This window comes from Methylophilus sp. (assembly GCF_035460085.1).
GTDB lineage: Bacteria > Pseudomonadota > Gammaproteobacteria > Burkholderiales > Methylophilaceae > Methylophilus.
In genome coordinates this window covers 42645-62108 of record NZ_DATHWZ010000011.1, presented here as the reverse complement: position 1 = coordinate 62108, position 19464 = coordinate 42645, and the positions used below count along the sequence as shown (strand labels likewise).

The following is a 19464-nucleotide window of genomic DNA, read 5'->3' as shown; positions in this document are numbered from 1 at the left end:
TGCTCAATCAATTAGGCCAGCAACGCCAGGTACTGGTGATTACGCATCTGGCCCAGGTCGCTGCACAAGCCCAGCAGCATTTGCAAGTGAGCAAATCCGAACAGAATGGGGCAACGTTAAGCCGCATCCGTGGCCTGAGTGTAGATGAACGCATTGAGGAAATCTCCCGCATGATCGGTGGTTTGCAGATCACTGAAGCCACCCGCAACCACGCGCGTGAAATGCTGAAACTGGCAACATATTGATGTCATGACCGTTCAAAGTATGCATCCCTTTAAATAAGGCCAAAGTTTGCAGGCGATACTAGGCACCATCATTATTTACGCACGGGATATCCCGAAAACTGTTGCCTTTTATCGCGACTATTTCGGGTTTGAATCGACCGGTGAAGTGGTTGAGGGGCTAGTGGAGTTGCGCGCCATACATGGCGGTGCAAATGTCCTCGTGCACCAGGCTGCAAAGTCAGTCAAGCTGGGGCAGGTTGGCGTCAAACTCTCTTTTGATGTGCAGGATGTTACACAGTTTGTGCAAACGGCGCAGGCACATGGACTTATTTTCGGCACTATCCATCAGGCGAATGGCTATCATTTTGCCAATGCCAAAGATCCCGATCACAATTCAATCAGTATCTCAAGCCGCGCTTTTAGAATCACCTTATCAGATTAATCACGAAACGCCAGCAATGCTGACCATCTTTCCAGTTTCTTGGCATATGGAATGCTGGCATTGGCCGGGCTGGTTGATGGCAAAATTACTGTGCTGACCGGTTGTATGAGTTGACTATGTTTCTTGAATACACTGGCGGCAGCATTGCCATTAAACGCAAGCAGTTTTATGGAAGGGTGTTGCGCCAGCAAACCGTTAATATCATTAGCTATCACGGTACTGTGGGTGATGGCACTGTCCAGGCTGCCAGGCCGGTAAGCGGAGTGGCAGACATCCCAGATCGCCAGCCGGGCGGATTTCACTTGCTCGCAACGCACTGCGTATTCCGCATTGGCCGGAATATGAAATAGCGCTTCCAGCATTCGCCAAAATGCATTCTGTTTGTGTGCGTAATACTGATGTTGTGTCAGCGAAGCGATGCCGGGTAACGAGCCTAGAATCAGGATCTCCGGGTGATCGCCAATGATAGGCGGGAAACCAACTGAGTGCGGGGTGGGGGTGCTGGTAAGGTCAGTCAAGTTTGGGGCATTGGTGCTGGATCGAAAAGCGAGTCAGCGTAGATGTGCTGACTCTGTATTTTCATTGATTATTCATTACAAGGCTGGTCTTTACACACACCATAAATGGTCAATGAGTGATCCTGCATGGTAAAACCATATTGCTCTGCAGCACTCTTTTGTCTTTTCTCGATTTCTTCATCATAAAACTCTTCAACACGCCCACATTTGATACAGACGATGTGGTCATGGTGGCTGCCATGATTCAATTCAAACACTGCTTTGCCGCTTTCAAAATGGTGGCGCACCAGTAGGCCAGCTTGTTCAAATTGTGTTAAAACACGGTATACCGTTGCGAGACCCACATCTTCGCCGTTGCCTATCATGACTTTATAAATATCTTCAGCTGACAAATGGCGCTGTTCGCTTTTCTCGAATAATTCCAGAATTTTCAAACGCGGCAGTGTTGCTTTCAGGCCGGCATTTTTGAGATCTTTTGAGTCATGCATAGTGTTTTGTCCATTGTTAGGTAGTCCGGCATATTATGATTGCGAAACTACGTGGTATATTAATGTTTGTTTTCAATATACCGATTATAAAGTGAATCCAATGCGTAATTCTATTTTTTTTGTGTTGGTCGTTGCATCTCTGGGGAGTGGATGTGGCGCAAAGCTTCCATCCATGAAGCCTTTCAAGATGGAGGTGCAACAGGGGAATGTCGTTACATCCAAAATGTTATTGCAGCTGCGCCCTGGAATGACGCGCTCGCAAGTGCGCTACATCATGGGGACACCGCTAGTGGTAGATAGTTTCCGTGATAACCGCTGGGATTATTTCTACGAGTTGCGAAAGCAAGGAGCAGTCGTTGAAAAGCGCAGGGTTATTCTAGACTTTGATAAAGATAATTTAGTCACCGTGCGTGGGGATGTTATTCCATCCGCAGAAAACCCTGAAATCAAAACAATTGCAGAAACACCCAAGCAAAAAGGTGCAGAACCGCAAGATCAAAGCTGGTCTGATAAACTCAAATTCTGGAAAAGTGACGAAACTGCTGCAGCTACTGGCGCAGCATCTATAGCCGTGGCAGACCAGAACAAACCGGATGATGCCAAAATATCGGCCACTGAAACGCCATCAGCCAGTGCAGAGACTGCAAAATCCAAACTAACAGCAGCCCCCGTAGCCCCTGCCAGCACGCCCGAAATACCAAAAGCTGAGGCTGTTATGCCCGCCAAGGCAGAGCCTGAATCAACCAGTGCCGATGATAACGAAGTGGTACCGCACATTCCTGAAGGAGAGTATTCTTCAGCGCCAACTCCGCAAGAAATGGCAAAAGGCAACCTGGATGCTACTGCGAATCAGGTCACAGAAGCCAATGCACAGGCTGTTAACGAAAAAACATTGGCTGATAAAGCAGCGGAGGCCGTAGAACCTCCTCCGGTATTTGAACAAGAAGCCGTCGCATCACCAGCCGTAGTGGCCGAGCCTGAACCTGTATTACCACCCCCTGTGAAAGCCACGCCACCAGCCGCGCCTGCAGCGAAAAGTGTTTTGGCTCCTATCAAGCCTGGAGTAGCTGCGGCGCCAGTCGCTGTCGCAGCAGCAGCTTCGACACCTTCTAAAAAAGAGGTGACTAAAGCTGAAGCCGCCAAACCTGATGCCACTAAACCAACAGTGGCACCGGCTGCGACTGCCAGAAAAACTGAACCTACCATCGTTAAAACGCAAGACCCGAATGCGATTGATGACGATGAGGTTATTCCATATATTCCTGAAGGGGAATATGCAGAGCCCGTGATCCCGACCGAAGGTGAAATGATCAAAGGCAATATGGCTGAAGCCAATGCCCCTGTCACCGATGCCCAAGCACATCAAGTCACTGAAAAAGGCGTTGCACCCAAACTGGCTGATGAGACTGCAGAGCCACCCCCTACATTTATTGCAGAACAGATGCCGGAACCCGAACCTGAACCAGAGTTGCCGCCACCTCCACCCAAACCTGTGGGCAAACAGGATGTTGCACCTGCAGCGGTATCTGCGGCAGCTTTGGCAGCGACTGAAGCCAAGCCGCCTGTCGTTAAACAGGCCGCTTTACCAGTTGCCGAACCAGCTACACAAGCATCCGCTACCAGTGATGCAGGTGTTAACCAGTCTGTGGCAGCCTGGGCGCAAGCCTGGAGAAGCAAAGACGTGAATGCCTATTTTGCTGCTTATGCGCCAGAGTTTGTGCCAGATGGTGTTGCTAGCAAAAAAACATGGGAAACACAGCGCAAACAACGCCTTTCTGCAAAACAAGGCGAGATCACGTTGGTGTTGAATAATTTGCAGGTGCAACGTGATGGCGGCGAAGCAGTTGTTCAGTTTGAACAAAAGTATGCTGCCAAAAATTACAAGGACGAACTATTAAAAACGCTGGAATTACGCTATGAGCCAGCCCAGAAACGCTGGTTGATTACGCGTGAGCGTACTGCACCATTAGGATCTTCCACAGTGCCAGAAGTAGTGTCGTTGCCTAATAAGTCAGCGGTGGCAGTGCCCGCTTCGACTGCATCAAAAGTGGAAATCCCTGTCGCAACTGAGTCTACTGTTGAATCTGCGATTGAAACCTGGGCGCAAGCCTGGCGCACCAAGAATATCAAAGCTTACTTGGCGGCATATTCACCGGAATTTGTGCCTGAAGGCTTGCCTAGTAAAACTGCCTGGGAAGCACAGCGCAAAAAGCGCCTGGCTCCAGGCCAAGGTAATATCACCCTGGAAGTCGATGCGGTGAATGTTGAGCGTAATGGCGATAGCGCAGTGGCGACGTTTAACCAGAAATATGCTTCTAAGGCTTACCGTGATGTGATGGTGAAAAAACTGGAGTTTAAACTTGATCCTTCAACCCAGACCTGGTTGATTGTCCGTGAAACTGCTACTGCTGCAACTGATCTGCCAGCGTCTAAGCAGCAGCTGACAACGCCTGAGACCAGTCAGGAGCAGTCAGAGCCTGCGCCTGAGCAAATCGGGTTTTAAAGCAAACCCAGTATTAATAAAGAATGTATTGAGCGATTTATGTTAAAAGTAGTGATTGCAGGAGTCTCTGGCCGTATGGGGCATGCCCTGCTGGATGGCGTTTTTTCGGATAGTGGATTGCAACTGCATGCTGCACTGGATAGAGCCGGAAGTGCAATGCTAGGCCGTGATGCTGGAGAGCAATTTGGTAAAGTGAGTGGCGTAAAAATCACTTCTGATGTATCTGATGCTTTACGGGATGCTGACGTTCTGGTGGATTTTACACGGCCTGAAGCCAGTCTTCAGTACTTGCAGGCTTGTGCGCAGGCCAAAGTTAAATTGGTCATTGGCACAACTGGCTTTAATGACGATGAAAAATCAGCGATTAAAAATGCCGCAAGAGAAATAGGCATCGTGTTTGCCCCTAATATGAGTGTGGGCGTGACATTGCTGATCAAGCTGGTTGAGCAGGCAGCGCGCGTGCTGAATGACGGTTACGATATCGAAGTGGTTGAAATGCATCATCGCCATAAGGTGGATGCACCATCGGGAACTGCTTTGCGGTTAGGTGAAGCGGCTGCCAAAGGTATCGACAAGGCACTTAAAGATTGTGCGGTCTACGCACGTGAAGGCGTCACCGGCGAGCGTGAAACAGGAACCATCGGTTTTGCTACCTTACGCGGTGGCGATGTGGTGGGTGATCACACTGTAGTGCTGGCCGGCACGGGAGAGCGGGTGGAGTTGACCCATAAGGCTTCTAGCCGCGCTACTTTCGCGCAAGGCGCATTACGTGCTGCCAAGTTTCTGGCGGATAAGCCTAGCGGCTTATTTGATATGCGCGATGTGCTAGGTTTTGCCAAATAGATTTTTGCAGTTTTGCAAGGCAGGTTTCAGCAAAACTAAGTGATTTACGTAGCTAGCTGCTCTTGAGTGAGTGGTCGTAATAGGCTATAATGCTGCAATTCTGAAACGGGAAGAGTCCAAAAAGCTTTTCCCGTTTTGCACATCTATTCACCGGAGCTTGAATGACTTTCAAACACCAGGCTGAACCCTCTAAAGGATGTGTTTCGTATCAAACTTAAGGAGCTAAAGGTGTCAAAAACAATTCCAGCGATTCTAGTCTTAGCAGATGGAACTGTTTTTAAGGGCATTAGCATTGGCGCTTCAGGTCATACGGTTGGTGAAGTAGTGTTTAACACTTCTATCACTGGCTATCAGGAAATTCTTACCGATCCTTCGTATGCCGAACAAATTGTGACGCTGACTTATCCGCACATTGGAAACTACGGTACCAATAGCGAGGATGTGGAGTCGGGCAAGGTCTATGCTGCAGGTCTGATTATCCGCGACTTGCCCTTATTGGAAAGCAATTTCCGCAGTGAACAAAATCTTTCAGATTATCTTAAAACCAACAATGTGGTCGCGATTTCCGATATAGATACTCGCAAGCTGACCCGTGTCTTGCGTGAAAAAGGCGCACAGGCTGGCTGTATCATGGCTGGTGAGTCTGTTGATGAAGCGCAAGCCTTGGCATTAGCCAAAGGTTTCCCCGGTTTGGCTGGCATGGACCTGGCGAAAGTGGTGAGCTGTAAGGAGACTTACGAGTTTACCGAGGCTGAATGGCATTTGGGTAAAGGTTTCAGCAAAACAGCCGAACAAAAGTTCCATGTGGTGGCCTTTGATTACGGTGTTAAACGCAACATCTTGCGCATGCTGGTTTCTCGCGGCTGCAAAGTCACTGTGTTGCCAGCCCAGGCGACTGCCGAGCAAGCGCTGTCTTACAAACCTGACGGCATTTTCCTGACCAATGGACCTGGCGATCCAGAGCCTTGTGATTACGCGGTTAAAGCGATCAAGACTCTGGTTGATACCGGTATTCCAACATTTGGTATCTGTTTAGGTCACCAGTTGCTGGCTTTGGCCAGTGGTGCGAAAACATTGAAAATGAAGTTTGGTCACCATGGTGCAAACCATCCGGTGCAAGATGTAGAAACCAAGCGTGTATACATCACCAGCCAGAACCACGGCTTTGCGGCTGATCCATCTACCTTGCCTGCCAATATTAAAGTGACGCATATCTCATTGTTCGATGGCAGCCTGCAAGGCATAGCGCGCACTGATAAGCCAGCTTTCAGTTTCCAGGGTCACCCTGAAGCCAGCCCAGGCCCGCAAGAAATGAGCGTGTTGTTTGACCGCTTTATACAGTTAATGCAAGAAAGCAAATCAACGCAAGAAAGAAAGTCCAGCTAATGGCAAAGAGAACTGATATTAAAAGTATTTTGATTATCGGCGCCGGCCCGATTGTCATTGGCCAGGCCTGTGAGTTTGATTACTCCGGTGCACAAGCCTGCAAGGCTTTGCGTGAAGAAGGTTACCGTGTGATTTTGGTGAACTCGAATCCGGCAACTATCATGACCGATCCGGAAATGGCGGATGCGACCTATATCGAGCCCATTACCTGGCAAATCGTTGAAAAGATCATTGAAAAAGAGCGCCCTGACGTATTGCTGCCTACTATGGGTGGACAGACGGCATTGAACTGTGCCTTAGATCTTGATAAACATGGCGTGCTGCAAAAGTACAATGTCGAGCTGATTGGCGCTTCCAAAGAAGCGATCGATAAAGCCGAAGACCGTCAGAAATTCAAGGAAGCCATGACTAAAATTGGTCTGGGTTCGGCACGGTCCGCGATTGCGCATAGTCTGGAAGAGGCGTTGCAAGTGCAAGCCAATATCGGCTATCCGGCAATTATCCGCCCTTCATTCACCATGGGTGGTAGCGGCGGCGGTATCGCCTATAACCGTGAAGAGTTCATCGCTATTTGCGAACGTGGCTTGGATGCCTCACCCACCAACGAATTACTGATTGAAGAATCTCTGCTGGGCTGGAAAGAGTACGAGATGGAAGTGGTGCGCGACAAGGCTGACAACTGCATCATTATCTGTTCGATTGAAAACCTTGACCCAATGGGTGTGCATACCGGCGACAGCATCACGGTCGCGCCGGCACAAACGTTAAGCGATAAAGAATACCAGATCATGCGAAACGCCTCGTTGGCTGTTTTGCGTGAAATTGGCGTCGACACAGGTGGTTCCAACGTACAATTCGCAATCAACCCGGATGACGGGCGCATGATTGTCATCGAGATGAATCCGCGCGTGTCGCGTTCATCCGCACTGGCTTCCAAGGCAACCGGTTTCCCGATTGCCAAAGTGGCTGCCAAACTGGCGGTAGGCTTTACACTCGATGAGTTGCGCAATGAAATTACCGGCGGCCAGACGCCTGCGTCTTTTGAGCCTTCGATTGATTACGTCGTCACCAAAGTGCCGAGGTTCGCCTTTGAGAAATTCCCGCAAGCGGATAGCCGCCTGACTACACAGATGAAATCTGTCGGTGAAGTGATGGCCATTGGCCGTAGCTTCCAGGAGTCTTTCCAGAAAGCCCTGCGTGGCCTGGAAGTTGGTGTCGATGGTTTGGACAGCGTAACTGATGATAAAGACCGTATCGTCAAGGAAATGGGCGAACCAGGCCCTGAACGAATCTGGTACGTGGCCGATGCTTTCCGCTTGGGTATGACGATTGATGAGATTTTTAATATCACCAAGATAGACCGTTGGTTCCTGGTGCAAATCGAAGAAATCATCAAGCTCGAACAGTCGTTGGTTGGTAAACATATTGCTGATCTCAGCAAAGACACCGTATTCAGGCTCAAGCGTAAAGGTTTTTCGGACCGTCGTTTGGCCAAGCTGCTGGATACTGACCAGCATGCAGTCCGGGCTTTCCGTCAGGCATTAGGCATTCGCCCGGTATACAAGCGTGTGGATACTTGTGCTGCGGAATTCGCGACCAACACCGCTTATATGTACTCTACGTATGAGGAAGAGTGCGAATCAAACCCGACAGACAAGAAAAAAATCATGGTGTTGGGCGGTGGTCCTAACCGTATCGGGCAGGGGATTGAGTTTGACTATTGCTGCGTCCATGCGGCTTTCGCGATGCGGGAAGATGGTTATGAAACCATTATGGTTAACTGTAATCCGGAGACTGTCTCTACCGATTACGATACTTCTGACCGTCTGTACTTTGAGCCGGTGACGCTGGAAGATGTACTGGAAATCGTCAATATCGAAAAACCGGTTGGCGTGATTGTGCAATACGGTGGCCAAACTCCATTGAAGCTGGCGCGTGACCTGGAAAAAGCAGGTGTGCCTATCATTGGTACTACACCAGATGCGATTGACCGTGCGGAGGACCGCGAGCGCTTTCAGCAAATGTTGCACAAATTGAATTTGAAACAACCGCCAAACCGCACTGCGCGGGCGCCAGAAGAAGCGATACGCCTGGCGATGGAAATCGGTTATCCATTAGTAGTGCGTCCATCCTATGTATTGGGTGGTCGCGCGATGGAAATCGTGCACGAACAAAGCCAGCTTGAGCGTTATATGCGCGAAGCGGTGAAAGTGTCTAACGAATCACCGGTATTGCTGGATCGCTTCCTCAATGACGCGATTGAAGTGGATGTGGATGCGCTGAGCGATGGCGAAGATGTCTTGATTGGCGGCATCATGCAGCACGTTGAGCAAGCGGGTGTGCATTCAGGCGACTCAGCCTGTTCATTGCCACCTTACAGTTTGAGTGACGAATTGCAGGATGAATTGCGTAGTCAAACCGTACAGATGGCGAAGGCATTAGGTGTTAAAGGTTTGATGAACGTGCAATTTGCTGTGCAGAATACCGAGCAGGGTGAAGTGGTGTATGTGCTGGAAGTGAATCCGCGTGCTTCACGTACCGTACCGTTCGTGTCTAAAGCCTGCGGTTTGCAACTGGCGAAAATTGCCGCACGTTGTATGGCGGGTCAATCACTGAAGTCGCAAGGGGTCACCAAAGAAGTGATTCCACCTTACTACTCTGTGAAAGAAGCCGTATTCCCGTTCATCAAATTCCCGGGTGTGGATACCATCCTTGGGCCCGAGATGAAATCGACTGGCGAAGTGATGGGCGTAGGCAACACCTTTGCTGAAGCCTTCGTCAAATCACAACTCGGCGCGTCTGTGAAAATGCCTACCGGCGGCCGCGCGTTTATCAGTGTGCGCAATGAAGATCACCGCAAAGTGATCGATATCGCCAAAGATCTGGTCAGCTTGGGCTTTACCATCGTGGCGACCAAAGGTACTGCGCGTGCTTTGTCCGAGCAAGGCCTGGAGGTGACGCCGGTGAACAAGGTTGCTGAAGGTCGCCCGCATATTGTCGACATGATCAAGAACAATGAAATCAGCCTCATTGTGAATGTGACCGAAGACAAAAAAGCAATTACCGATTCATATGAAATCCGGCGTAGTGCCTTGCAAAACAAGGTGACGTACTACACGACATTGGCTGGCGCCCGCGCTGCCTGTATCGGTATGGCACAAAGCAAGGACATGGATGTGTATTCGGTGCAAGACTTGCACAAACGTCTGGCATAACTTACACTAAGGTCATTGCATTAATAAATATTGCGCTTGACTGTTATTGAAATAAGCCACGCTCGACCGGGTGTGGTTTATTTTTTTTATACTAATTTTTTTCAAGGTTTTCGTTATGGCAGTAAATCAATTTCCTGTGACCGTCCTCGGCGCAGAATTACTCAAAGAAGAATTACAACGACTGCGTGCGGTTGATCGCCCGAACATTATTCAGGCAATTGCAGAAGCGCGTGCACAGGGTGATTTGTCAGAGAATGCAGAATATGAAGCGGCTAAAGAGCGCCAAAGCTTTATTGAAGGCCGTATTTCCGAGCTTGAAGCCAAACTTTCGAACCTGCAAATCATTGACCCAGCAACTTTGAATGCAGAGGGGCGCGTAGTATTTGGTGCGACAGTACGTTTTGAGGACCTGGATTCAGGCGATAGCAAGATTTACCAAATCGTTGGTGAAGATGAAGCGGATATCAAAAACGGAAAAATCTCCGTGAGTTCACCGATCGCGCGTGGCCTGATCGGTAAGTCCGAAGGCGAAGTGGCAGAAGTGCAATCTCCAGGCGGCATTAAAGAATACGAAATCATAGAAGTACTTTATAAATAGTATTTTTGAAATACTAATCCAAATTCAGTAAGTTCTTTCAACACAAGGTAGGCGCAAATGGCATCTAAAGCTGGATTCACTGGATGGATAACTCCGGTGCTGCTCACATTGTGGGTAGGTGCATTGTGGATGACTGGTATCACTGCCAGTGTGCTGTTCCAGAATATTGTTGATCGCCAGTTGGCGGGGCTGGTCGCCGGCAAGCTGTTTACTATCGTGAGTTACATCGGTATTGGCAGCGGTTTGTGGTTACTGGTACAAAGGTTGGCAGCAGATGGTTTTTCAGCTTTCAAGCAAGGGTTGTTCTGGATAGTCTTGATTATGTGGATACTTGTACTGGTAGGCGAGTTTGGTATTCAGCCATTGCTCGCGCAACTTAAAGCCAGTGCCTTGCCTAAAGATGTGATGCAAAGTGTGTTTGCCAGTCGTTTCAAAACCTGGCACGGAATTGCAAGTGTCGCTTACCTGGCAGAGTGTTTGTTAGGTTTGTGGCTGGTGATTAAATCCAGATAACAAAAAACGCGCAACAATGCGCGTTTTTTAATCAGAAAATCAGCTTGTTATAGTTTTGGAATAACAATTTTCGCTGAAGCCTTAACGGTGTCGCTAGCACGATAAAACACCAATTGTTTGCCAATGTGATGCACCACTACTGCATTCACTTTGCTGGCGATTTCATCCAGCATATTTTTACGTGACTCGCGGTCATCACCTGAAACCTGCACTTTGATTAATTCATGTGCATTCAGGTTGAGCTCGATCTCTTTTAATACAGCTTCCGTCAGGCCGTTATTGCCGATCATGACTACTGGATTAAGTGTATGGGCCAGCCCACGTAGATGCGCGATTTGTTTACTATTTAATTGCATAAAACCATTCCTTCAAGACATCCTCTATTTTAGCACGAAGCGAATAATCACTCTATGAAACCTACCAGAACCAGCAAAGCATGGATGCAAGAGCATCTGAATGATGAGTACGTCAAACGCGCACAAAAAGAAGGCTATCGTGCGCGCGCAGCCTACAAGTTGCTCGAAATCGATGAGAAAGACAAACTAATCAAACCTGGTATGACGATAGTGGACCTTGGTTCCACCCCAGGCAGTTGGTCTCAAGTCGCTGTGCAACGCCTGAAAGGGCAGGGGCGTGTGATTGCGCTGGATATCCTGGAGATGCAGGGTATCGCAGGTGTTGAGTTTATTTGCGGCGACTTTCGTGAAGATGTTGTGCTGAAACAATTGGAAAGCAGCCTGAAAAATAAATTAGTTGATGTGGTGATTTCAGATATGGCGCCGAACATGAGTGGCCTGAAAGATGTCGATCAAGCGGGTGCAGCACATTTAACTGAACTGGCATTGGAATTTTGTCAGGATTGGTTGAAACCGGGCGGACATTTTCTGGTCAAAGTTTTTATAGGCAGCGGCTTTGACGAAATAGTGAAACAAATGCGCGGCCAGTTTGAGAAAGTGGTCACGCGGAAACCGAAAGCCTCACGTGACCGCAGCAGCGAAGTGTACTTGCTGGGATTACATCGAAAACCTTGAAATGCAATGGTTTTCGGTGCTTAGTTTCGTCGCAAAACCAAAAAATTGTGTATACAATACAATGTAAGGCTTGAAATTTTTGGCTTTGCCTCCATTGTCACCAATAGGGATATTCCCGGCCTTTTGTTTTTTAAGTTAAGGAACCATCTTGAACAATCTATTGAAGAATATCGCGATTTGGGTAGCTATCGCCTTGTTGTTGATGACGGTATTTAATCAATTCAACGGCACCAGCAAGAATAGCGGCCAGGTGGTTTACTCACAGTTTATGCAAGAGGTCAGGGATGGCCGTGTGGCTAAAGTCCAGATCGATGGCCGTAATCTGCATGTGACGACTAACGAAGGTAAAAACTACGATACCTTCACACCGTCTGATCCATGGCTAGTGTCAGATCTATTAAAGAATAATGTGATTGTGGATGCGAAGCCAGAAGAGCGCGAATCCATGCTCATGAGCATATTCGTTTCCTGGTTCCCGATGATTTTGCTGATCGGCGTATGGATTTTCTTTATGCGTCAAATGCAGGGCGGCGGAAAGGGTGGTGGTCCATTCTCATTCGGTAAGAGCAAAGCGCGACAACTGGATGAATCCAACAATAGCACTACCTTTGCGGATGTGGCTGGCTGCGATGAAGCCAAAGAAGAAGTCTCCGAACTGGTAGAGTTCCTTAAAGATCCAAGCAAATTCCAGAAACTGGGCGGCCGTATTCCCCGTGGTGTATTAATGGTCGGCCCTCCAGGTACTGGTAAAACCTTATTGGCACGTGCCATTGCCGGTGAAGCTAAAGTCCCATTCTTCAGCATTTCAGGTTCTGATTTTGTTGAAATGTTTGTGGGTGTTGGTGCTGCACGTGTACGCGACATGTTTGAGAATGCCAAGAAAAATGCGCCTTGTATCATTTTTATCGATGAGATAGACGCAGTGGGTCGTCATCGCGGCGCCGGTACCGGCGGCGGTAATGATGAACGTGAACAGACACTGAACCAGATGCTGGTTGAGATGGATGGTTTTGAAGCTAATTCCGGTGTGATTGTGATTGCAGCGACAAACCGTGCAGATGTTCTGGATAAGGCACTGTTACGCCCTGGCCGTTTCGACCGTCAGGTGATGGTTGGCTTGCCAGACATTAAAGGCCGTGAGCAGATTCTGAACGTACATATGCGCAAAGTGCCGATTGATCCGGATGTGAAGGCTGATATTTTGGCACGTGGTACGCCTGGCTTCAGTGGTGCAGATCTGGCTAACCTGGTCAATGAGGCAGCATTGTTCGCAGCACGTCGTAACAAGCGTACGGTAGACATGCAGGACTTTGAAGATGCCAAAGACAAAATCTTCATGGGTCCTGAGCGTAAGTCTATGGTGATGCGTGAAGAAGAACGTTTGAACACCGCTTACCATGAATCTGGTCATGCTGTTGTTGCCAAGTTGTTACCTACTGCTGACCCTGTGCATAAAGTAACCATTATGCCGCGTGGCTGGGCTTTGGGCTTAACCTGGCAGTTACCTGAGCATGACCGTATCAGCAACTACAAAGACAAAATGCTGCATGATATTTCGATTCTGTTCGGCGGTCGTATTGCTGAAGAAATTTTCATGCATCAGATGTCAACCGGTGCATCAAACGACTTTGAACGTGCAACTAAACTGGCACGTGATATGGTGACCAAATACGGTATGTCTGATAGCCTGGGTACTATGGTATATGCAGGTAGCGAGCAGGATTCATGGATGGGCAGCATGTCTTCCCGTACCGTGTCTGAAGCAACCCAGCAAAAAGTGGATGCAGAAATCCGCCGTATCCTGGATGAGCAATATGCCCTAGCGCGTAAGCTGTTAGAAGACAACCGCGATAAAGTTGAAGCCATGACCAAAGCTTTAATGGAAATGGAAACCATCGATGCAGACCAGATCAACGATATCATGGCAGGTTTGCCAGTGCGCCCATCCAAGCCAAAAAATGGTCCAACTGTGACTACGAATGGTGGCAGTGGCACTGGCGGTACTGTGGTGAATACATCGCCGCAGCCAACTGCAAAAACTGATGAAACTGATGCGAAATAATCAATAGATTCAGGGCTTTCGGTTAGAATATAAAGGCTGGCTCTTGCCAGCCTTTATATTTTTGAGAGCCGTTTTTATATGCACTTTCGCTGTGCTGCATTTACGCTGGATTTAACGACGCCCAAAGTGATGGGCATAATTAACGTTACCCCTGATTCTTTTTCGGATGGGGGGCAACATACGCAAGTTGATTCTGCAGTCAGCCATGCCTTGAAGCTAATCGAAGACGGCGCTGACGTACTGGATATCGGTGGAGAATCAACCCGCCCTAATGCCACACCAGTGCCGCTGGAAGAAGAGCTGCAACGCGTGATTCCGGTGATTGAAGTTTTGGTCTCAAAAAATATTCCGGTCCCCATCTCAATCGATACCTATAAACCTGCCGTCATGAAAGCAGCGATTGATGCTGGTGCCAGCATCGTCAATGATGTACGCGCTTTGCTAGAGCCTGATGCTTTGCGAATCGTGACTCAGAGTGATGTCGGGATCTGCCTGATGCATATGCAAGGCACACCGCAGACCATGCAGGATAATCCGCAGTACGAGAATGTGGTCACAGAAGTCAAAGCATTTTTACGTGAACGTCGCGACGCCTGCCATGCGGCTGGTATCGAAAAAAATCGCATCTTGCTCGACCCTGGATTTGGTTTTGGTAAAACCCGCGCGCATAATATTACTTTGGCTAAATCGTTAGCGGATTTGCTAGATCTCGATTGCCCTCTTTTAGTCGGCCTGTCACGTAAATCCGTACTCGGGCAAGTCACCGGAAATGATGTCGATGCGCGTTTGTATGCGAGCATCGCCGCAGCAACGATCAGTGCCATGCACGGTGCGCGTTTGTTGCGCGTACATGATGTAAAAGCGACTGCTGAAGCTTTAAAAGTGGTGACAGCACTTAAGTAATTCAAAAGTATAAAAGTAGATCAGGAAAGTTATAAAAGTATGAACAAGCAGTATTTTGGCACCGATGGTATCCGCGGACGTGTAGGTGAGTCAGTCATCAACCCTGAATTCGTCATGAAGCTTGGGTATGCAGCTGGCCGCGTGTTAGCCAGCCAGGAGCAATTACCCAAAGGCCAACGTCCGACTGTGCTGATAGGCAAAGATACCCGGATTTCAGGCTATATGCTGGAAGCTGCACTGGAAGCCGGGTTATCTGCAGCAGGAGTGGATGTGCTGTTGACCGGACCGATGCCAACGCCAGCGGTAGCGTATTTAACGCGCGCATTGCGCGCACAGGCGGGCATTGTGATCTCAGCGTCACATAACCCTTATTATGACAACGGCATCAAGTTTTTTTCAGCGCAGGGCACCAAACTGCCAGATGATGTCGAGTTTGCAATTGAAGCTGAGATGACCAAACCCATGCATGTCATGGAGTCAGCCAAACTGGGTAAAGCCAAACGTGTCGATGATGCAGCCGGACGCTACGTGGAGTTTTGCAAGAGTACTTTCCCCAGTCACCTGGATCTGCGTGGCCTCAAGATTGTTCTCGATTGCGCCCATGGCGCTACCTATCATGTAGCGCCGGACGTATTCCATGAACTGGGTGCTGAAGTGATCGCCATCGGTAACCAGCCGGATGGCCTGAATATTAATGAGAACGTTGGTTCTACTCATCCTGAAGCCTTGCAAAAAGCGGTGGTTGAACACCAGGCCGATCTTGGGATCGCTTTTGATGGCGATGGTGACCGTGTGATGATGGTCGACGGCGCTGGAAATCTACTGGATGGCGACCAGTTACTGTATATCATTGCCATGGGCCTGTATGCCAAAGGCAAACTTAAAGGTGGCGTAGCTGGCACGCTGATGACCAACCTGGCGTTGGAACATGCCCTGCAAAAACACCAGATTCCGTTTGGCCGGGCTAAAGTGGGAGACCGCTATGTACTCGAATTATTACAAAGCAAGAACTGGAAACTGGGTGGGGAAAATTCGGGCCATATCCTGACGCTGGATAAACATAGCAGTGGTGACGCCATTATTGCCGCTCTACAGGTGTTACATTCCCTTCGGGAAAGTGGCAAAACGTTATTGGAACTCGGCGCTGGCCTAACGCTGTATCCGCAAGTGCTGATTAATGTCACCACGGGGCAAAAGCTTGATCTGGAGCAGACTGCGGTAAAGGATGCTGTTGAACAGGCAGAAAAAGCACTTAATGGAGAAGGCCGTGTCTTGCTACGCGCTTCGGGCACTGAGCCCAAAATACGGGTGATGGTCGAAGGTTTGAATCAGGCATTGGTGCAGGCGCAGGCTGAAGCGCTGGCTACGATAATCCGTCAATTGGCTGCTTAATTAAATAGGGTAATCTGTATGGATACTTTTAGTCACGCACTATGGGGTTATGGTCTGTTTGGCATTCGCAAATACCCCAAGTTTGCGGCACTGATGGGTGCCATGCCCGACCTGATTTCGTTTGGCGCATTGATGCTCACGCGCGTGATTGATGGTACTTATCGTTGGGGCAAGCCTGCGTTGGCAACCTTACCAGCCTGGATTTATCCTGCGTATACCGTAGGCCATAGTTTTGTGATTGCTTTTGCAGTGATAGGCATAGTGGCAATCTGGCGTAAGGATATCGCGTTTGCCATGCTGGGCTGGCCGTTTCATATCACGCTGGATTTCCCATTCCATAGCCTGCAGTATTTCCCCACGCCCATGTTCTGGCCGATTTCGGATTTCAAGATTGACGGCATCCCCTGGTCAAACTGGTATATCTGGTTCCCGAATGTGGCTGGTATTATTTTGTTGCTGGCTTACCGGCAGCGGCAAAAGAAAAAGCGCATGACCGGACTTTAACCTCTCCGTCAGAACATGCTCGCTTAAGAATTAGCTTTTAATTCTATCTGCTGCTGGTTAAAAGCAGTTTTAACACGTTTGTAATATTCGCGCTTGACCGCTGCTTTCTCCTGCGGCAACACTTCAAAGCGGCAGCGAATCACTACTGCGGAATCGGTCAACTTATCCAGATCGATTATCTCTGCGGGCGCAATAATTTTGTTTTTAAAGACAGGATCCTGGTACAAATTGTCCGCGACTTCCTGCATGATCTGCATCACTTCAGCAATATTTGACTCATAAGCCAGGGTTACTTCAACCACCGCATAAGAAAAGTCGCGTGAGCGGTTGGTCACTGTCAGAATCTGGCCGTTAGGCACATAGTGGACATTGCCGTCGTCGTCGCGCATTTTAATGTAGCGCAACGTAATGGCTTCCACCAGGCCGGATTTACCCGCCACCTCAATCACATCATCTTTGCGGATCTGGTTTTCAAGTAGCAAAAAGAAACCGGTGAAATAATCTTTAACCAGGCTTTGCGCACCAAAACCAATTGCCAGGCCGACCACGCCAGCTGCCGCTAGTACCGGTGCAATCGAAATACCCAGTTCATGCAGCACTTCAACGATAGTGATGGCAATGATGACCGTGGTGATAATGTAGCGAAGCACCATGGTCACTGTGTTGATGCGCTTCACTTCTTCCATATGGTTCACTGCTTTATTACTCAAGCTTTCACGCAATGCATCTAACGCCCTTTTGCTAAGGCGATTGAGGAAATAGGCAATCGCAATAATGATTGCAATACGCAGCAGGGTTTTAGTCAGTATCAGAGCTTCTGCCGGATGAGTGATTCCAAAATATGTAAACCATTCAGTCATTGAGTTTCTTTCTGTATTAAGCGGCCAGCCAGTAAGCTGTCAGTTTAGGCAGGATAATTGCATCATCTTCAACCTGTACGGCCTGGCCACTGCATAAATCAATCAATCTACCTTCAGCTTTGTGCAACCCTTTTTGTTTGAACAAGTGCAACGCAGCGCGTTGAGGATGCACATCAAAGTTGGCAATCACCACTACGCTTGGATTCATGCCGGTTTGGACATAACGATAGAATGCAAATAAATGCGGATTGAGCATATCGATCAGTTCGCGGTTATTTAAATCTGCGAAAGCCGAGATCTCCTTACGGATGGCAATCATTTGCTTGATCTGGCTGAACAGGCGTTGTTGCACGGTACCGGGTTCGTTTCTGTGGGCCATCATGTCCCAATCCAGGGTTGGCCTGTGTACCCAGCGGTTATCGTGCATTTTTGAAGAGTCTTGCAAGTAACCGTCGTTATTCAAGGTGCCAACCGCATCCCCGTAATAAATCAGCGGAATGCCGCCGAACGACATGATCAGATTATGCAGTAAGACTATGGTCAGGATGGCATTGTCAATCGCCGGCTGGTCATTGTTAGCCAGCGCGGTTTCCAGTCCCGCGAGGGATGCCAGCGCGCCGGAAATACGGGCATCGCCGGTTTTACGGTTTACGCCAAACGCGAATCCGCGGGCATTGGAATCCGGATATTGACCGGTGTAGTAATCGACCAGAAAGCGACGGTGCGAGACTGGATCAAAGCCTGAAGCGATAATCGCCTGGTCGCTAAAGCCCAGACCGATATCATCATGGCAACGTACGTAATTCAACCAGGTCGCTCTATCCAGTTTCTCTGGCAGGTCTTTTACACCATTGGTCAGCAATACAGTGTTTTTAGTGGCGACGGCATCCCATAACAACGCCATAAAGGTCGCGTTGTAGGCGATTTCGCATTCCTTGGCGTTTACCGCATCTTCACCAAAGTATTTAATAATCTCCAGTGGCGCCACAATCGCTTCTGCAATAAAGATCACCCCAGGCGCCGTCACCTGGCAACAATCTTTCAACAGTTGCAGAATCAGGTGCGCTTCACGTTCATTCTGGCTGGTGCTACCTATTTTCTTCCACAGGAAAGCCACCGCATCGAGCCGGAGGATATCCACGCCCTTATTGGCCCAGAAAAGAATGATATCGACCATTTCGATCAATACGGCCGGGTTAGTGTAATTCAAGTCCCATTGGTAATTATTGAATACCGTCATCACCCATTTGCCGGTTTCCTGGTTGTAGGTGAAACTACCGGGCGCATGCTCGGGAAACACTTCCGGCATCGAAGCTTCAAACATATCCGGCACCGTGCGGTCAGGATACATATAGTAGTAATCCTGGTAGCGTTGATCACCACTTTTGGCTTTCAATGCCCATGCATGTTCGTCAGACGTGTGGTTGACGACCACGTCGAGTGTCAACAGGGTGTCGCATTGCTGCATGGCGGTAATTAACTGCTCAAGATCTTCCATCGTGCCATATCGCGGATCAACTTTCCGGAAATCCCGAACTGCATAGCCACCATCATTTGCCTGCTCCGGGCAATCACAGATTGGCAGAATATGTACCAGGTTCACACCAAGTTCCTGAAAATATCCTAGCTTGTTTTTCATATTTGCCAGGTCACCGGCAAAGCCTTCACAATAAAGCGCCATGCCTACCAGCTTCTGCTGCATAAACCAGTCGTGATTTTTTTCACGTTCAAGATCTTTTTCCCTTAGGTGGGCCGCGCGGTTGGCATATTGCGCTGCCAGCACAGAAACCAGATTCGCCAGTTGCGGTTTGAAGTCTTCCCGCTGACCATACAAGTGTTGAAAAAGGGAATAAATGGCGTAAAAGTTAGCGCCAAGACGGGTGTAAAAATGTTGGCCATCATTGGCCACCGGTTCTTTAAGCTGAGTCAGGATGTCATTCAATACAGAATGAGAGATTTGTTCATACATGATTAGCGCTCCC

The 19464-nt window shown here is 48.8% G+C and carries 17 protein-coding genes and 1 pseudogene; 13 read left to right on the top strand and 5 right to left on the bottom strand.

All coding sequences use genetic code 11. The features are described 5' to 3' along the window. Both VK958_RS01705 and VK958_RS01700 read left to right on the top strand, forming a co-directional pair. Positions 1–245: pseudogene (locus tag VK958_RS01705) on the top strand (DNA repair protein RecN); the annotation flags it as partial. 46 nt (positions 246–291) lie between these two features. Next, a complete protein-coding gene (locus VK958_RS01700) occupies positions 292–666 on the top strand; it encodes a VOC family protein (RefSeq protein WP_325238530.1) in 375 nt (124 codons plus the stop codon). On the opposite strand, the gene VK958_RS01695 is transcribed toward VK958_RS01700, so the two are convergent. Beyond that, positions 663–1184: a DNA-deoxyinosine glycosylase gene (locus tag VK958_RS01695; RefSeq protein ID WP_325238529.1), complete on the bottom strand. Its 522-nt coding sequence runs from the start codon at positions 1182–1184 to the stop codon at positions 663–665. The genes VK958_RS01700 and VK958_RS01695 overlap by 4 nt on opposite strands. Before the next feature lie 68 nt (positions 1185–1252). Continuing rightward, entirely contained in the window at positions 1253–1672 is a 420-nt protein-coding gene (fur, locus tag VK958_RS01690) for a ferric iron uptake transcriptional regulator (RefSeq protein WP_325238528.1), read from the bottom strand. A 100-nt stretch (positions 1673–1772) separates the two neighbouring features. Between fur and VK958_RS01685 the strand changes: the two genes are divergently transcribed. From VK958_RS01685 to VK958_RS01660, 6 genes are all read left to right on the top strand, one after another. Continuing rightward, positions 1773–4175, top strand: a complete 2403-nt coding sequence (locus VK958_RS01685; RefSeq protein ID WP_325238526.1) for a L,D-transpeptidase Cds6 family protein — start codon at positions 1773–1775, stop codon at positions 4173–4175. A gap of 39 nt (positions 4176–4214) precedes the next feature. Beyond that, on the top strand, positions 4215–5018 hold the full coding sequence (gene dapB / locus VK958_RS01680) for a 4-hydroxy-tetrahydrodipicolinate reductase (protein WP_325238525.1): 804 nt from the start codon (positions 4215–4217) through the stop codon (positions 5016–5018). A gap of 228 nt (positions 5019–5246) precedes the next feature. Beyond that, complete coding sequence (carA, locus tag VK958_RS01675; RefSeq protein WP_325238524.1) at positions 5247–6404, top strand: glutamine-hydrolyzing carbamoyl-phosphate synthase small subunit; 1158 nt, start codon at positions 5247–5249, stop codon at positions 6402–6404. Next, positions 6404–9619, top strand: a complete 3216-nt coding sequence (gene carB / locus VK958_RS01670) for a carbamoyl-phosphate synthase large subunit (RefSeq protein WP_325238523.1) — start codon at positions 6404–6406, stop codon at positions 9617–9619. Before carA ends, carB begins: the two co-directional genes overlap by 1 nt. A 115-nt stretch (positions 9620–9734) precedes the next feature. Further along, positions 9735–10217, top strand: coding sequence for a transcription elongation factor GreA (gene greA / locus VK958_RS01665; protein WP_055829578.1), 483 nt, complete (start codon positions 9735–9737; stop codon positions 10215–10217). A gap of 57 nt (positions 10218–10274) precedes the next feature. Beyond that, a complete protein-coding gene (locus tag VK958_RS01660) occupies positions 10275–10730 on the top strand; it encodes a DUF4149 domain-containing protein (RefSeq protein ID WP_325238520.1) in 456 nt (151 codons plus the stop codon). A gap of 47 nt (positions 10731–10777) precedes the next feature. Here VK958_RS01660 and yhbY read toward each other — a convergent pair whose 3' ends face one another. Beyond that, complete coding sequence (gene yhbY / locus VK958_RS01655) at positions 10778–11086, bottom strand: ribosome assembly RNA-binding protein YhbY (protein WP_325238519.1); 309 nt, start codon at positions 11084–11086, stop codon at positions 10778–10780. A gap of 54 nt (positions 11087–11140) precedes the next feature. Between yhbY and rlmE the strand changes: the two genes are divergently transcribed. From rlmE to VK958_RS01630, 5 genes are all read left to right on the top strand, one after another. Beyond that, positions 11141–11761 (top strand): 23S rRNA (uridine(2552)-2'-O)-methyltransferase RlmE, encoded by a 621-nt coding sequence (gene rlmE / locus VK958_RS01650; RefSeq protein ID WP_325238517.1) that lies wholly within the window; start codon positions 11141–11143, stop codon positions 11759–11761. A 148-nt stretch (positions 11762–11909) separates the two neighbouring features. Continuing rightward, positions 11910–13823, top strand: a complete 1914-nt coding sequence (gene ftsH, locus VK958_RS01645) for an ATP-dependent zinc metalloprotease FtsH (protein WP_325238516.1) — start codon at positions 11910–11912, stop codon at positions 13821–13823. Between the two features lie 78 nt (positions 13824–13901). After that, entirely contained in the window at positions 13902–14726 is an 825-nt protein-coding gene (gene folP / locus VK958_RS01640; RefSeq protein WP_325238514.1) for a dihydropteroate synthase, read from the top strand. 39 nt (positions 14727–14765) lie between these two features. Then, positions 14766–16118, top strand: coding sequence for a phosphoglucosamine mutase (gene glmM, locus VK958_RS01635; RefSeq protein ID WP_325238513.1), 1353 nt, complete (start codon positions 14766–14768; stop codon positions 16116–16118). 18 nt (positions 16119–16136) lie between these two features. After that, positions 16137–16622 carry a hypothetical protein gene (locus VK958_RS01630; RefSeq protein WP_325238512.1) on the top strand — a complete coding sequence of 162 codons (486 nt, stop codon included), beginning with the start codon at positions 16137–16139 and terminating at the stop codon, positions 16620–16622. Between the two features lie 23 nt (positions 16623–16645). On the opposite strand, the gene VK958_RS01625 is transcribed toward VK958_RS01630, so the two are convergent. Together VK958_RS01625 and VK958_RS01620 are read right to left on the bottom strand one after the other, a co-directional pair. Further along, positions 16646–17482, bottom strand: a complete 837-nt coding sequence (locus tag VK958_RS01625) for a mechanosensitive ion channel family protein (RefSeq protein ID WP_325238511.1) — start codon at positions 17480–17482, stop codon at positions 16646–16648. Between the two features lie 16 nt (positions 17483–17498). After that, on the bottom strand, positions 17499–19451 hold the full coding sequence (locus VK958_RS01620) for an alpha-amylase family protein (protein WP_325238510.1): 1953 nt from the start codon (positions 19449–19451) through the stop codon (positions 17499–17501). Positions 19452–19464: the final 13 nt, after the last annotated feature.

What these genes read in the sequence shown, in the direction of transcription:
- carB (WP_325238523.1), top strand. Translation starts at nt 6,404, where the DNA reads ATGGCAAAGAGAACTGATATTAAAAGTATTTTGATTATCGGCGCCGGC.
- VK958_RS01620 (WP_325238510.1), bottom strand. Translation starts at nt 19,451, where the DNA reads ATGTATGAACAAATCTCTCATTCTGTATTGAATGACATCCTGACTCAG.
- fur (WP_325238528.1), bottom strand. Translation starts at nt 1,672, where the DNA reads ATGCATGACTCAAAAGATCTCAAAAATGCCGGCCTGAAAGCAACACTG.
- VK958_RS01660 (WP_325238520.1), top strand. Translation starts at nt 10,275, where the DNA reads ATGGCATCTAAAGCTGGATTCACTGGATGGATAACTCCGGTGCTGCTC.
- VK958_RS01625 (WP_325238511.1), bottom strand. Translation starts at nt 17,482, where the DNA reads ATGACTGAATGGTTTACATATTTTGGAATCACTCATCCGGCAGAAGCT.
- folP (WP_325238514.1), top strand. Translation starts at nt 13,902, where the DNA reads ATGCACTTTCGCTGTGCTGCATTTACGCTGGATTTAACGACGCCCAAA.
- greA (WP_055829578.1), top strand. Translation starts at nt 9,735, where the DNA reads ATGGCAGTAAATCAATTTCCTGTGACCGTCCTCGGCGCAGAATTACTC.
- rlmE (WP_325238517.1), top strand. Translation starts at nt 11,141, where the DNA reads ATGAAACCTACCAGAACCAGCAAAGCATGGATGCAAGAGCATCTGAAT.
- yhbY (WP_325238519.1), bottom strand. Translation starts at nt 11,086, where the DNA reads ATGCAATTAAATAGTAAACAAATCGCGCATCTACGTGGGCTGGCCCAT.
- glmM (WP_325238513.1), top strand. Translation starts at nt 14,766, where the DNA reads ATGAACAAGCAGTATTTTGGCACCGATGGTATCCGCGGACGTGTAGGT.
- VK958_RS01630 (WP_325238512.1), top strand. Translation starts at nt 16,137, where the DNA reads ATGGATACTTTTAGTCACGCACTATGGGGTTATGGTCTGTTTGGCATT.
- VK958_RS01685 (WP_325238526.1), top strand. Translation starts at nt 1,773, where the DNA reads ATGCGTAATTCTATTTTTTTTGTGTTGGTCGTTGCATCTCTGGGGAGT.
- dapB (WP_325238525.1), top strand. Translation starts at nt 4,215, where the DNA reads ATGTTAAAAGTAGTGATTGCAGGAGTCTCTGGCCGTATGGGGCATGCC.